This is a genomic window from Mucilaginibacter sp. P25 (assembly GCF_050859465.1).
GTDB lineage: Bacteria > Bacteroidota > Bacteroidia > Sphingobacteriales > Sphingobacteriaceae > Mucilaginibacter > Mucilaginibacter gossypii.
The window spans coordinates 138,412-151,406 of the sequence record NZ_CP193937.1 but is presented as its reverse complement, the minus strand read 5'-3'; the positions used below and the strand labels follow the sequence as shown (position 1 = coordinate 151,406).

Annotated in this window: 14 protein-coding genes; 7 read left to right on the top strand and 7 right to left on the bottom strand. The window is 43.4% G+C overall.

What is annotated here, in order from left to right; all coding sequences use genetic code 11:
- The first annotated feature begins 276 nt into the window (after positions 1–276).
- Positions 277–2,064: an ABC transporter ATP-binding protein gene (locus tag ACRQ5D_RS00720; protein WP_091175198.1), complete on the top strand. Its 1,788-nt coding sequence runs from the start codon at positions 277–279 to the stop codon at positions 2,062–2,064.
- A gap of 224 nt (positions 2,065–2,288) precedes the next feature.
- Positions 2,289–2,621 carry a DUF3276 family protein gene (locus tag ACRQ5D_RS00715; protein WP_090528014.1) on the top strand — a complete coding sequence of 111 codons (333 nt, stop codon included), beginning with the start codon at positions 2,289–2,291 and terminating at the stop codon, positions 2,619–2,621.
- Between the two features lie 93 nt (positions 2,622–2,714).
- Here the strand turns inward: ACRQ5D_RS00715 and mgtE are convergent, their stop codons facing one another.
- Entirely contained in the window at positions 2,715–4,085 is a 1,371-nt protein-coding gene (mgtE, locus tag ACRQ5D_RS00710; RefSeq protein WP_090528011.1) for a magnesium transporter, read from the bottom strand.
- 218 nt (positions 4,086–4,303) lie between these two features.
- On the opposite strand from mgtE, the gene ychF reads away from it, so the two are divergent.
- Entirely contained in the window at positions 4,304–5,407 is a 1,104-nt protein-coding gene (gene ychF, locus ACRQ5D_RS00705; protein ID WP_091175336.1) for a redox-regulated ATPase YchF, read from the top strand.
- A gap of 210 nt (positions 5,408–5,617) precedes the next feature.
- On the opposite strand, the gene ACRQ5D_RS00700 is transcribed toward ychF, so the two are convergent.
- The 3 genes from ACRQ5D_RS00700 to ACRQ5D_RS00690 form a co-directional block, all read right to left on the bottom strand.
- Positions 5,618–5,974: a helix-turn-helix domain-containing protein gene (locus ACRQ5D_RS00700; protein WP_432329676.1), complete on the bottom strand. Its 357-nt coding sequence runs from the start codon at positions 5,972–5,974 to the stop codon at positions 5,618–5,620.
- Positions 5,961–6,419: an AraC family ligand binding domain-containing protein gene (locus ACRQ5D_RS00695; RefSeq protein WP_432328319.1), complete on the bottom strand. Its 459-nt coding sequence runs from the start codon at positions 6,417–6,419 to the stop codon at positions 5,961–5,963. The genes ACRQ5D_RS00700 and ACRQ5D_RS00695 overlap by 14 nt, the downstream gene beginning before the upstream one ends.
- Positions 6,420–6,522: 103 nt before the next feature.
- On the bottom strand, positions 6,523–7,407 hold the full coding sequence (locus ACRQ5D_RS00690) for an oxidoreductase (protein WP_091175191.1): 885 nt from the start codon (positions 7,405–7,407) through the stop codon (positions 6,523–6,525).
- A gap of 182 nt (positions 7,408–7,589) precedes the next feature.
- On the opposite strand from ACRQ5D_RS00690, the gene ACRQ5D_RS00685 reads away from it, so the two are divergent.
- Positions 7,590–7,880, top strand: a complete 291-nt coding sequence (locus ACRQ5D_RS00685; RefSeq protein ID WP_091175188.1) for a hypothetical protein — start codon at positions 7,590–7,592, stop codon at positions 7,878–7,880.
- 105 nt (positions 7,881–7,985) lie between these two features.
- Here ACRQ5D_RS00685 and ACRQ5D_RS00680 read toward each other — a convergent pair whose 3' ends face one another.
- Positions 7,986–8,801, bottom strand: coding sequence for an SDR family oxidoreductase (locus ACRQ5D_RS00680; RefSeq protein WP_091175186.1), 816 nt, complete (start codon positions 8,799–8,801; stop codon positions 7,986–7,988).
- A 74-nt stretch (positions 8,802–8,875) separates the two neighbouring features.
- Between ACRQ5D_RS00680 and ACRQ5D_RS00675 the strand changes: the two genes are divergently transcribed.
- Positions 8,876–9,235, top strand: a complete 360-nt coding sequence (locus ACRQ5D_RS00675) for a winged helix-turn-helix transcriptional regulator (RefSeq protein ID WP_091175184.1) — start codon at positions 8,876–8,878, stop codon at positions 9,233–9,235.
- Positions 9,236–9,380: 145 nt separating this feature from the next.
- Here ACRQ5D_RS00675 and ACRQ5D_RS00670 read toward each other — a convergent pair whose 3' ends face one another.
- Positions 9,381–10,271 (bottom strand): IS1595 family transposase, encoded by an 891-nt coding sequence (locus ACRQ5D_RS00670; RefSeq protein WP_189549506.1) that lies wholly within the window; start codon positions 10,269–10,271, stop codon positions 9,381–9,383.
- Between the two features lie 156 nt (positions 10,272–10,427).
- Between ACRQ5D_RS00670 and ACRQ5D_RS00665 the strand changes: the two genes are divergently transcribed.
- Positions 10,428–11,441 carry a sulfatase-like hydrolase/transferase gene (locus ACRQ5D_RS00665; protein WP_256337546.1) on the top strand — a complete coding sequence of 338 codons (1,014 nt, stop codon included), beginning with the start codon at positions 10,428–10,430 and terminating at the stop codon, positions 11,439–11,441.
- On the top strand, positions 11,438–11,815 hold the full coding sequence (locus ACRQ5D_RS00660; RefSeq protein ID WP_256337547.1) for a hypothetical protein: 378 nt from the start codon (positions 11,438–11,440) through the stop codon (positions 11,813–11,815). Before ACRQ5D_RS00665 ends, ACRQ5D_RS00660 begins: the two co-directional genes overlap by 4 nt.
- A 228-nt stretch (positions 11,816–12,043) precedes the next feature.
- Here the strand turns inward: ACRQ5D_RS00660 and ACRQ5D_RS00655 are convergent, their stop codons facing one another.
- On the bottom strand, positions 12,044–12,991 hold the full coding sequence (locus ACRQ5D_RS00655; protein ID WP_091174961.1) for a polysaccharide deacetylase family protein: 948 nt from the start codon (positions 12,989–12,991) through the stop codon (positions 12,044–12,046).
- Positions 12,992–12,995 lie beyond the last annotated feature (4 nt).

The window sequence follows — 12,995 nt, the reverse complement described above, 5'->3', positions numbered from 1 at the left end:
ATTATTAGGATGTGTGTGTTCAATTGGACTTTTAAGGGCGTTTGTGTTGTTTGTAATGCATTGATTATCAATGGTGTTTATTTTAGAAAAATATGCAAGTGTTCACACTTTTAAAAATTGAACACTTCCAGGATTATTACGGGTGTATCAATGTAACATTCTTACATCCTCCCGACTTTTCCATTCCATCACTCTCCCCAAATTTTAATACTTTTGATTATTATGTCAGGGCTTTCCGACTTTCGGACATTCCCGACTTCCGGACTATAATAATAAATGAAAGACCTCGCATACCTTAATAAGTTTTTTTACAAATACCGCTGGCGGCTTATCCCGGGTGTGTTGTTTGTAATTATATCCAATGTTTTTGGTGTGCTGCCGGCACAGGTTATCCGCGTAGCTTTTGACCTGGTTACCGAAAACATAGGGGCCTACCAGCTTTTCTCGGGTTTCGACAGGCAGAGTTTTATTTACGATATTTTCGGTACCAGCTTATTCCTGTTTGGTACACTGGTATTGGTGCTGGCCTTGCTGCGGGGCCTGTTCCTGTTTTTTATGAGGCAAACCATCATCCTCATGTCGCGCCATATCGAGTACGATTTAAAAAACGAGATCTACAACCACTACCAGGAACTTTCTCTCGCCTTTTATCGCCGCCACAATACCGGAGATTTAATGAACCGGGTAACGGAGGATGTTAGCCGTGTGCGCATGTACCTTGGGCCGGGGATTATGTACTCCATCAATACCGTAGTATTGTTTGTTATGGTAATATATGCCATGCTTACAGTAAACGTACAACTGGCCATTTTTTCGGTATTGCCATTGCCTATTTTGGCCGGTGTTATTTACTATGTAAACAATATTATCAATCACCGCAGCGAGATGATCCAGGAAAGGCTGTCGGGCTTATCCAGCTTTGTGCAGGAAAACTTTTCGGGTATCAGGGTGATCAAATCGTACGTGCGCGAAGGCTTTGTGCGCGAAAACTTTGCCAAGGAGAGTGAAGACTATAAAGTGCACTCTATGGAACTGGCTAAAGTACAAGCCCTGTTTTTCCCGATCATGTTATTACTGGTAGGCCTCAGTAACGTAATAACCATGTACGTTGGCGGGGTGGAAGTAATAAAAGGTAACATTACCCCGGGCAATATTGCCGAGTTTATTGTGTACCTCAATATGCTGTCGTTCCCGGTTATTTCGCTGGGCTGGGTAACCTCACTGGTGCAACGCGCCGCCGCCTCGCAAAAACGCATTAACGAATTTTTGCATGAAAAGCCCGAGATCATTTCGCCGCTTGCAGACAAACACCATGTTGAGGGATTGATTAAGTTTGATGATGTGTCATTCATTTATCCCGATACCGGCATCCAGGCCTTAAAGAATGTTTCGTTTACCGTAGAGCCGGGGCAGATGCTGGCAATTATAGGTCGGACAGGTTCGGGTAAATCAACCATTGCCAACCTGGTAATGCGTATGTATGATACTACAGGCGGGGAGATCACCATTGACGGTCGGCCGATAAAATCACTTGGCCTCGAAAACTATCGCTCGCAAATAGGTTTTGTACCGCAGGAGGTTTTCCTGTTTTCGGATACCATAGCCAATAACATTGCTTTTAGCGCCGATGTACTAAATATGCCGGTTGTTGAGCAGGCCGCCAAAGATGCCGCGGTATACAATAATATCATTGAGTTGGAAGAGGGTTTTACAACACTCATCGGCGAACGCGGCGTTACCTTATCGGGCGGGCAAAAGCAACGCGTATCCATTGCACGCGCCATATTTAAGCATCCGCAGGTTTTGATCTTTGACGATTGTCTTTCGGCAGTTGATACCCGCACGGAAGAGGAGATCTTGAATAACCTTGGCCGGGTAATGCAGGATAAAACAAGCATCATCATAGCCCACCGCATTTCCACCATAAAAAATGCCGACAAGATCCTGGTAATGGATAACGGCGAAATTGTTGAGCAGGGTAACCATGCGTACCTCATGCAGCTTAAAGGCACCTACTTTGAGCTTTACGAAAAACAATTACTGGAAGAAGAGCAAAACGCATAACGAATGGGTACAAGTGAGCATTCCCGCAACCTCCGCACAACACTTGTGCCAGTAGGGAGATGAACTGGTATGCGCTCTCTTTTCACAGCTCACCTGTAATTGGTCATCCACACAAAAAAATGACACTTTTGTTTCAAAAAACTCAATAATAACGAATAAAATACTTGCACTTTGAAAATTTATTTATATTTATGCCAACCAAAACTAATTACAGGTAAATATATATGGGAGATTTTGACAATAGAGAGCGTGAAGAGGTTTATTCGAAGAAGGTGAGAGCCGGGAAGCGGACCTATTTTTTTGATGTAAAAGCAACCCGTTCAAACGATTATTATGTTACTATTACTGAAAGCAAAAAACGTTTGGAAGATGGGGTGTTTGTAAAACACAAGATCTTTTTATATAAAGAAGACTTTGAAAAATTTGCCGAAGGTTTGAAAGATACCATCGACTACATCAAATCAAACCAGGAGGTAGTTGAGAAACGCTATGAGTACAGCGAAAACCCTGAAATTGCCAGGGCATCTGCCGATGAAGATTTTTCGTTTGAGATCTAATTACTACAGAACAACACTAAACTAAAATAATTAAAGCCCTGCTTCTTATTAAGAAACAGGGCTTTTTTCGTGTGTTATATTTGAAAACGAGGATTACAATAATATACCCCGCATAAATATTACGGCTATAGTAAAGTAAATAATCAAACCGGTAACATCTACCAGGGTGGCTACAAACGGAGCCGACGAGGTAGCAGGGTCGGCACCAAGTTTCTTCAACAAGAGCGGTAGCATCGAACCTGACAAAGACCCCCATAAAACAATGCCGATAAGGGATGCGCCTACTGTAAAACCTACCAGCATCCAGTGCGGGCCGTAAATATTGCTGAACATGCTCCAGGCCGCTATACGTAAAAAGCCTATCAAACCTAAACAAACACCAAGCATTAAACCCGAAAGGATTTCCCGCCGCATTACCCGCCACCAGTCGGCAACGGTAACTTCACCAAGGGCCATGGCCTGGATAATGAGGGTTGAAGCCTGCGAACCACTGTTACCACCGCTCGAAATAATTAATGGAATAAAATAAGCCAGTACAACTACTTTGGAGATCTCATCGCCAAAATAACCCATAGCGGTAGCGGTAAGCATCTCACCTAAAAATAAAATGATGAGCCAGCCTACGCGTTTTTTTACAAGTTTAAAAAGGTTGATATCAAGATATGGTTCATCCAGCGCTTCCGTACCACCTATTTTTTGGATATCTTCGGTATATTCTTCGTTAGCTATCCAAAGGATGTCGTCAACTGTTACAATGCCAAGCAATACGTCATTATTATCAACAACAGGTAGGGCGGTGCGGTTATTCATCCTGAAAACGTTGATTGCTTCTTCCTGCGGATCACTGGCACTAAGCGAAATCAAACGACCATCCATTAGCTCACTCACCTTGGTTTCGGGCTTTACCAATAAGATCTCACGGATCCGGATGTCATCAAGTAAAACACCGTGCTCATCAATTACATAAATAACATCGATGGTCTCTGAGTTTTTACCATACCGGCGAATGTGCGAAAGCACACGGCTTACGTCCCAGGTGCGTTTAACGGCAATATAGTCGGGTGTCATTAAGCGGCCAACGCTTTCTTCTTCGTAACCTAAAAGTTTTAAAGCCTCCTCGCGGTTTTCGCGTGAAAGTTTTTGGATAAGTTTTTGAACGGCGTCACCATGCAATTCGCTGAAAAGTGACGTACGGTCGTCAGGAGGGAGTTCGTTGATCAGATCTTCAAGCTTTTGACCCGAAAGTTTTTTGATGATCCGCTCTTGCACAGGGAATTCAAGGATGCGGAACACGTTAACCGCGCGGTTAAGCGAAAGGGTTTCGATGAATTTTGGGCCATGTTCAGGAAGTTCACCAATCAGTTCTTCAACATCCGATATGTTAAGGTTGTTCAAATATTCCTGTAATTGGGTATCGTCTTGTTTTTCCAGTAACAATTCTACTTGCTCAACCATTTCTTCCATATATAGGCCCTCCTTTTTTACATCGGTGTATTAATATTTTGCTTCTTTTTTCCGAGCGCAAAAGTCGTTTATTTTTTCAAATTATAAGGCAAAATTTTCTGTTATCTTTGCGCTTTTTAAAGTGAGTGGTTTATTAGGTTAAATGGTTGATTAGTTTACCAAAATCAAAACTTAATCAACCCAATCAACCATTCACTCAATCAACTAAAAACACAAAAATGGGTTTACAATGTGGTATAGTAGGTTTGCCGAATGTGGGCAAATCGACACTTTTTAATTGCTTATCAAACGCTAAGGCACAGGCGGCTAATTTTCCGTTTTGTACCATCGAGCCAAACGTGGGTGTAATTACAGTGCCGGATGAGCGCTTAACAAAGCTTACCGAAATAGTACAGCCAAAATCAATTGTACCAAACGTTATAGAGATAGTTGATATTGCCGGCCTGGTTAAAGGGGCCAGCAAAGGCGAAGGTTTAGGTAACCAGTTTTTGGCGAATATTCGCGCTACCAATGCTATCATCCACGTATTACGTTGCTTTGATAACGATAATGTGATCCATGTTGATGGCTCGGTTGATCCTATCCGCGATAAAGAGATCATTGATACTGAACTGCAGCTAAAGGACCTTGAATCTATCGAGAAAAAGATCCAGAAGGTTGAAAAGATGGCTAAAACCGGTGGCGACAAAGAGGCCAAAAAAACCTTCGATGTTTTAACCGTTTATAAAAATCACCTGCTGGAAGGTAAGTCGGCCCGTACTGCACCTGTTGAGGAAGAAGATAAAGAATATGTAGCCGACCTTTGGCTGCTTACCGCCAAACCGGTATTATATGTTTGTAATGTTGATGAAGGTTCGGTAAGTACCGGTAATGCTTACGTTGAAAAAGTAAAAGCAGCCGTTAAAGATGAAAATGCCGAAGTGCTGATCATTTCAGCCCAAATTGAATCTGAAATTTCACAACTGGAAACCTATGAAGAACGCCAGATGTTTTTGGATGACCTTGGTCTTACCGAATCGGGTGTTAACAAGCTGATCAAAGCGGCATACAGGTTATTAAATCTGGCTACTTACTTTACTGCCGGTGTGCAGGAAGTTCGTGCCTGGACTATTACCCAGGGTTTCACCGCGCCACAGGCAGCAGGTGTGATCCATACCGATTTTGAAAAAGGCTTTATCCGTGCCGAAGTAATTAAATACGAAGATTTTGTGAAATTCAACGGTTCTGAAGCTGTGATCAAAGAAAACGGCAAGCTGGGTGTTGAAGGTAAAACCTACATTGTGCAGGATGGCGATATTATGCACTTCAGGTTTAACGTTTAGGGAATAGACCCAAGACGGCAAGAGTCAAGAATTAAGAATTTAGAGTCAAGACAATAAGATACAAGAGCCAGGAAATGAGATCTAATCCATTCCTGGCTTTTTTATGTCTTAGCTCTTGACTCATGATTGCTTGACTCCTTTTCTCGTCCTGATTCTTAAGTCCTGACTTCTTGTTTCCTGATTCTTGATTTCTTGACTCTACCTCAGCGGTTACACCGCCGACGGCGCTACCCCATAAGCTTTTTTAAAGGCGAAGGAAAAGTGGGAGAGATCTTTAAAGCCCACATTGATATAAACATCAGATACCTTGTGCTTCTTTTCTTTGATCAGGAAATAAGCGTCCTTCAATCGTTGCTGTTGGATCCACCGGTTGGGTGATATATTAAAGATCCGTTCAAAATCGCGCTTAAACGTTGCCAGGCTGCGACCGGTTAAATAGGCAAAGCGGTTTAAATCGACATTGAAGCGATAGTTTTGAGCCATGAATGCCGCGAGGTCAATTTTGCCGGGTTCGCTGAAATCAAAGAGGATATTTTTTAGCTCCGGATTGGTTTCAAGCAATATCATCACAGCTTCCTTTACCTTGTGCAGGGTAAGGGCCGGGCTGATTTCTGTCGCCGGTTTTATCCATATAAGGACTTAACGATGCAATGTAATTGTTGAAAAGCTCGTTTGGTCTCAGAAACAAAGCGCTTTCGCCTGAATACTGGCCATCTGCTTGCAAATCAAGTTCGGCGCTCATGCTTTGCAGGGTAGTTTGATCCATGCCGATCGTGATGGTTTTGAACTCACCGCCTGCGGGTGGATGCTTTACAAATTTTGCCAGTTCGTTCCGTTTCAAAAAGCGGTAATCGCCCTGTTTAAAATAATAGTTTTTACCGTTTACATAAAGCTCCGAATCGCCGGAGAGGATATAGCCGAATACATGGTCGGCAATAAATTGCTCGCCGGCCCTGCTCACTTGCGAGTAGCAGGAATAAAGTATCCGCGGCGACGTTTTTGTATTTGACACAGGCATGTTGTTCAAATTTAATAATAAAGAAAGACTTACGAAGTTTTGAAAGTTTCGTAAGTCTGGTATATCCCCGGGAACAGTCCCCACAACCGAAATTATATTATGCTTTTTGAGCTGTTATTGATTTCCCAAATTCTGTATTCAGAAAATCCTCTGCTTCGGCATGATCAGTTGAAGTTGTAATTGGAAGCCATTTTTCAAATTCGGCTTTGCGTGCTTCATCGGCAGCTTTTAATAAGCCGGCGGCTTCGCTGCCCAATATAAGGTGTACAGGAGGCTCCGGATGTTCAACAAGATCAACCATTACCTTCGCTGCTTTTTTGGGGTCACCTACAGGAATAAATTTGCCGCTCGATAAATAATCGGCACGCGCGTCAACAGTTTGTTCATAGCCTTCTACCTTTGGTGCATAGCTCATCGAGTCGCCGGCCCAATCGGTACGGAAGCCTCCAGGCTCAACGCTGGTAACCAGTATGCCAAGTGGCTTTACTTCTTTAGCTAAAGCTTCGGTGAAGCCGCTCAAACCAAACTTAGCTGCCTGGTACATGCTTAAACCTGCATTACCAACGCGACCACCAACCGAGCTGATCTGTAAAATACGGCCCGAACGTTGTTTGCGCATATAAGGCAATACCGCGCGGGTGATTTCGATGGGTGCATAAAGGTTTGTTTCCAGCTGACTGCGTACCTGCTCATCAATAAATGCTTCGGCTGCGCCAATGATACCAAAACCGGCGTTATTTACCAATACATCAATTTTGCCAAAGTGGGCTACCGCATCGGCAACGGCTTTATGTACTGCCGGGTAATCGGTAACATCTAATTTTATCGGATATACCTGCCCGGGATATTTATCAGCCAGATCTTTTAATTGCTCTGGGTTACGTGCTGTAGCGGCAACATTATCACCTGCTGCTAAAACTGCTTCTGTAAGGCTGCGGCCTAATCCGCGGGCGCTGCCTGTTATAAACCATACTTTTTTCATAGTGTTATCTTTATTTTGATAACACAAAGTTAAGCTGGCAGGTGGCGCGGCGTTTTGTTGAAAAGCTCAAGTTGCTTTGTTGAAAAGGTCGGTCTACAGGTTTTGATCGTTAGGTATCGGATAAAGAAGCCATATTAGATAAAGAAGCTATATTAGTAGATAGAGAAAGAATAATAAATGATATGGTATCTAAGCAGTTAGAATATATTGATAACGGTCGTGAAGGGTACGTTATTTATAGGGATGGAGATATTAAGTTGAAGTTTCTGTACGAGTTAGCTGCCGGCAGGTACGTTGCATTGATATATATTCCGACAGCGGAAAGTTGGTTTGAAAAAACAGGGATACCTATTAATAACAGGCATCAGATAATAGAATTTATAGCATGCCAGGTAGTAAAAGATAGGGCACCCAATGCAACTTACGAATTATATGATGATTGTATAAGTCTGTTACAAGAAACCGATCGGTAAACTGTAAGCCCTTAATGCTGATAATAATAATTGCCCCAATATACGAGCTGGTTCATTAGGCTCGGTTTATCAAGGCAATCCTAAAATCCTACAAATCAAGGTTCATTAAAAGAAGCTGCTCATTTTCTCCATATATTCCTCAATAGGCATAGTACTGCGCATATTCATCAGCATGTTACCCATATCGCCTATAACGGTGCGGAACTTGTCGCTTTTGCCGGTAGCAAGATCATCAATAGCGTTAACAATAAGCATCGGATCATCAAGTTGTGATTCATCGCGTGAGCCCATCAGGTTTTGCAGTTTGCTGTTAAGTTCAATGTACGCGGTTATATCCGGGTTTTGGTTCCAAACCACGCTTTCAACAAAGTTGTTGCCTTTGGATCCGCCTTGCTCTATCAGCCTTAAATGAATATTAAGCGGTTTTAGTTCGTAATAGAGCCCTTCGGTAAGGCCCTCCAGCGCAAATTTCGACATGTTGTATAATGAGCCAAGCGGTACAGCGGTAGTAATACCCATAAAGGAGCTGATGTTGATGAACATGCCCCCATTGTTTTGCCTGAAATGGGGCAGGAACGCACGGATCACGTTGATAGGGCCGCGGGCATTTACCGCAAACTGCCAGTCGATGTCTTCTTCTTTAGCAAGCTCCAATGCGCCGTACGTACCCATACCTGCATTGTTTACCACAACATCAATTTTACCGAAAGCGGCTATCGCTTGTTCAGTTGCCGTTTTTACCTGATCAAGGTTGGTTACATCTAACTTAAATATTTTGATATTGGGATATTGTGTTAGTTCGGTTTCCTTTTCGGGGGTACGCATGGTAGCGGCTACATTCCAGCCTTGTTGTGCAAAATGTTTAGCGGTTAATTTGCCCAGTCCGCTGCTGGTTCCGGTTATAAAAACTGTTTTTGACATGGTATTTTATTTTTTATGCAAAAGTATACTGGAATTGATATAATTTTGTAATCAGTTACACAGAGTATACCAGTATGGAAGAGGAAATAACGTCACACCAACGTAATCATGCCGATGAGCGGCAGGCTTTACAAGATACCATGTATGTTATTGGCGGTAAATGGACACTGCCAATCATTAATTCCATTTGCAATGGAAACAAACGTTTCAGAGAAATTGAGCGGAGCATTCCCGGCATCACCACGCGTATGTTATCGCGCGAGCTGAAAACTATGGAAAGGAATAAGCTTGTTAAACGTACTGTAACGCCAACTTCGCCGGTTTTAATTGAGTATGAATCTACAGAGTATTGCCGGAGTTTTGGCGGCATTATTTTAGAAATGATAAAATGGGGCAAGGAGCACAGGGAGATGCTGCGCAAGGCTGATAAATAGTAGTATTTATAAAAGCGGGAAAAGCGCGATTCCCCTCTTGAGAGGGGCGGAGGGGTGTGTCTCAGCTTTTGATAAACATGCCGCAGAAACACACCCCTGCTATCACTCACTCCATCGCGCCCCCTCTCAAGAGAGTAATAGCCCATCAAGAGGCAGTAGCCATTTTGTTAATTAAAAAGTTAAACACCTGGTTATTGCCTCTATTGTTATATTTAAATGTGAACTCATTCAGGTATGATTGCAAATGTCTGAGCGATACTTTATGGTATTGACCATATATCCCCCGTTTTAACAATGTCCAAAAGCCCTCAATCGTATTGGTGTGATACTCTCCCCGGGCATACTCTTCTTTTTCCTTGTTTAATACCTGATGTTCACGGAATATTTTATTTAAACCGGCATATCCACCAAAGCCGTCCGTTACAATAGTAGCATCTGTGCTCACTGATTGTTCAACAATGGGTTTGAGCGTTTTCCCATGTGCCTTATCTATGACCTGAAGCTTTAGACGGCCATCCCGCTCCAATAACCCAATCACGGGCTGTTTATCCTGCATGCCGGTGACCTGCAAATTATTATCGCGCCTTTCCTGCCGCTTTTTCTTTGAGTGATTGGCTTTTTTACCACCTAAATAAGTCTCATCTACCTCAACAATACCCTTAAACAAACCGCCATCCCCGCCGTCCCGCATGGCTTCCCGTATCCGCATCTGCAAATACCAGCCTGTCTTACGATTGCATCCCAGATCCCTGCTTAACTGACGTGCAGATAACCCCTTTTTCGCATTCAGCATTAATGAAATAGCCAAAAACCATTGCGGCAAAGGAAGTTTGGTGCCCTCGAAAACAGTGCCGACCAAAACGCTATAGCTGCGGTTACAGCTATTGCAAATATGCCGTTGGCTTTCCTGGCGCTTGCTGCTCCGTTTGCTGTTGCAATACGGGCATTCTGGCAATCCTTGCCATCTTAATCCTTCAAGATAGTCTATGCAACTGGACTGATCTGGAAAACGCTTAATCGTCTCTATGATATTCATTATCATAAATATACAAATTATTCCTGCCTTTTCATGGGCTATTACTCTCAAGAGGGGATTTGAAAAACATTATTCAAATAGTTATTCCATTCCCCATTGTAAAAGTTAAGTTATCTTTAACGGTCATCCGTTATAAAAAACTATTTTCACCGGGTAATGAAACGTCTCACCAAATTAACCTGCAAAGGCCTTTTCCTTTTGGCTTTCATATTTTTAATTGTACCTGCTTCGGCACAAAAAAAGCAATTACCTAATATCATTTTTGTTTTGGCCGATGATATGGGGTACTCCGATTTAAGTTGCTATGGTAACCCGGTGATCCGTACGCCATTTTTAGATAAGATGGCGCAAAAAGGTGTGAGGGCAACTAATTACGTGGTAAGCAGCCCAACCTGTACACCATCAAGGGCTTCATTACTAACCGGGCGTTATGCATCAAGGATGAATTTGCCTTACCCTATAGGGCCCGGTTCATCGCTTGGGATTCCTGATCAGGAAGTTACCATTGCCGAAATGCTGAAACAAATTGGCTATAAAACAGCCATGATAGGCAAATGGCATCTTGGCGATCATGCAGCTTACAACCATCCCATGGCGCAGGGTTTTGATTCATACTATGGTTTGCTGTACAGTCATGACTACCGTTCGCCTTATGTTAAAACAGATACAACTATTAAAGTATTCCGCAATCATAAGCCCGAAGTTCTAAGACCTGCCGATTCATCATTGATTGAGTTATACAAGCGCGAAGCTATCCGCTTTATTAAGGAGCAGAAAAAGGGTGATAAGCCGTTTTTCTTATATCTCGCTCACAATATGCCGCATTTGCCGGTAGCCTTTGCATCATCAGCAAAAAATAAAAACAGAAGCGATGGCGGTCATTTAGGCGATGTGGTTGAGCAGCTTGATGAAAGCCTTGGCCAGGTTTGGAACGAGCTGGAAAAACAGGGACTGGCTGATAATACGATATTTATGTTTTCGAGCGATAATGGTCCGTGGATAGATTTCCCTGACCGGATGCTGGGCGATAGCGCCACCAAACATTGGGATGCGGGCACAGCCGGAGTTTTTCGCGGCAGCAAAGGCTTATCTTATGAGGGCGGTGTACGCGAGCCATTCATCGTTTACTGGAAAACCATACCCCGGTTGGCGCAAGCATTACCAGTATGATGAGCAACCTCGATGTATTGCCTACCCTTGCCAATTGGACTGGTGCCCCGCTGCCGAAAGGCCGTACACTGGATGGGCAGTCGATAGCTGATGTGCTGACCGGCAAAGCACCTAAACACCCGGAACACAAACCTATTTATTATTACAACAACAGCGTTTGCGAAGCCGTACGCCTTGGCGACTGGAAGTATCGTGAAGTAAAGGCAAATAACAACGTTGGTGGCGTAGCAGGTTCACCGCTACCTGCAAAAACCGAACTGTTTAACCTGGCTTATGACCCTAGTGAGCGTACTAACGTAATAAAAGAATACCCTGAAATGGCCCAAAAGTTAAAAGCTCTTTTTGACCAATATCCGGGTATGAAGGAGAATTAGGAATGAAAATAAAAATAAAAGTCATGTTGAACTTGTTTCAACATCCCAATAGTTAAGCAACCGTGCTAAGCAAATCGGCTACTTGTTATGTGGGGTGTTGAAACAAGTTCAACATAACCTGTTTATTTAAAATAGGCGTAATGCTGGGCCCGTCGAGGCATAGTGGGCGGGGCTCTACGCGCGAGTCTTCGACAAGCTCAGACTGACAGGCCTGCTTTAGTCAGAGGATTAACTTTCTTTTATCGTCGTTTTATCCTCCAAAGCCATTTTAGCGATCTCATCTTTGCGTTTAAAGCTTACGCCTTTGTGCTGTTGTATGTATTTGATCAGATCATTGGCGGCTTTAACCATTTGCGGGGTACCGCCAATGCGATCGTGGAAACTGATTGACATTTGGCGGCGTTTAAACTCAGCCTCGGCATAAAGCTGGTCGAATTCCATTTTTACCTGTGTGAGAAATTGGTCTGCCGAGAAATTTTTGCCTTCAATCAGCACGATATCGTTGTTACGGATGGTATAAGGCACCACCACGAAGTCTTTTTGATTTACCGGGATGATGAAAGGCTCATCGCGGCTCAAATCGTCAATATGGTATACGAAACCAAGTTCCTGTAATATTTTCAGCGTGTTTTCGCCGCGGCGCAGCCAGTTGGCATTGTAGCCTACGGGAGTAAAGCCGGTTACTTTTTTAATGGCATCGGCGCCATCTTTTATAAACTGCTTTTCCTGTTCATAAGGCATGGTGTACTGCGTTGCCCAGTTCATACCATGCGCTGCTGCTTCGTGCCCACGGTCAACAATTTCTTTGGCTAATCCCGGGTTCTTGAGCACAGCCGAACCAACCATGTGCGATGTTACTTTTATGCCCAGCTTGTCCCAGTTATCCAGCATGCGGGGGATCCCTTCTTTATAACCATATTGAAACCAGGTTGCACCGGGCAAATCAATAAAGCCTTTTTGCATGTTTTGCGGAAACGGGCTTTCGGCGTTATCCGGCTGACCGCCTGCTTCAAACTGCATGGATACTGAAACCACCAGTTTTGAACCATCGGCCCATTTTGAGGTGTTAAAGTTGTTTAAAGGTGTGCTTTGTTTAGCTGATGTTAAATTACTGCCCACAAGGCCGGCCAACCCTAAAAGCCCGCCTTGTTTTACAAAATCTCTTCTTGAGCTCATGATA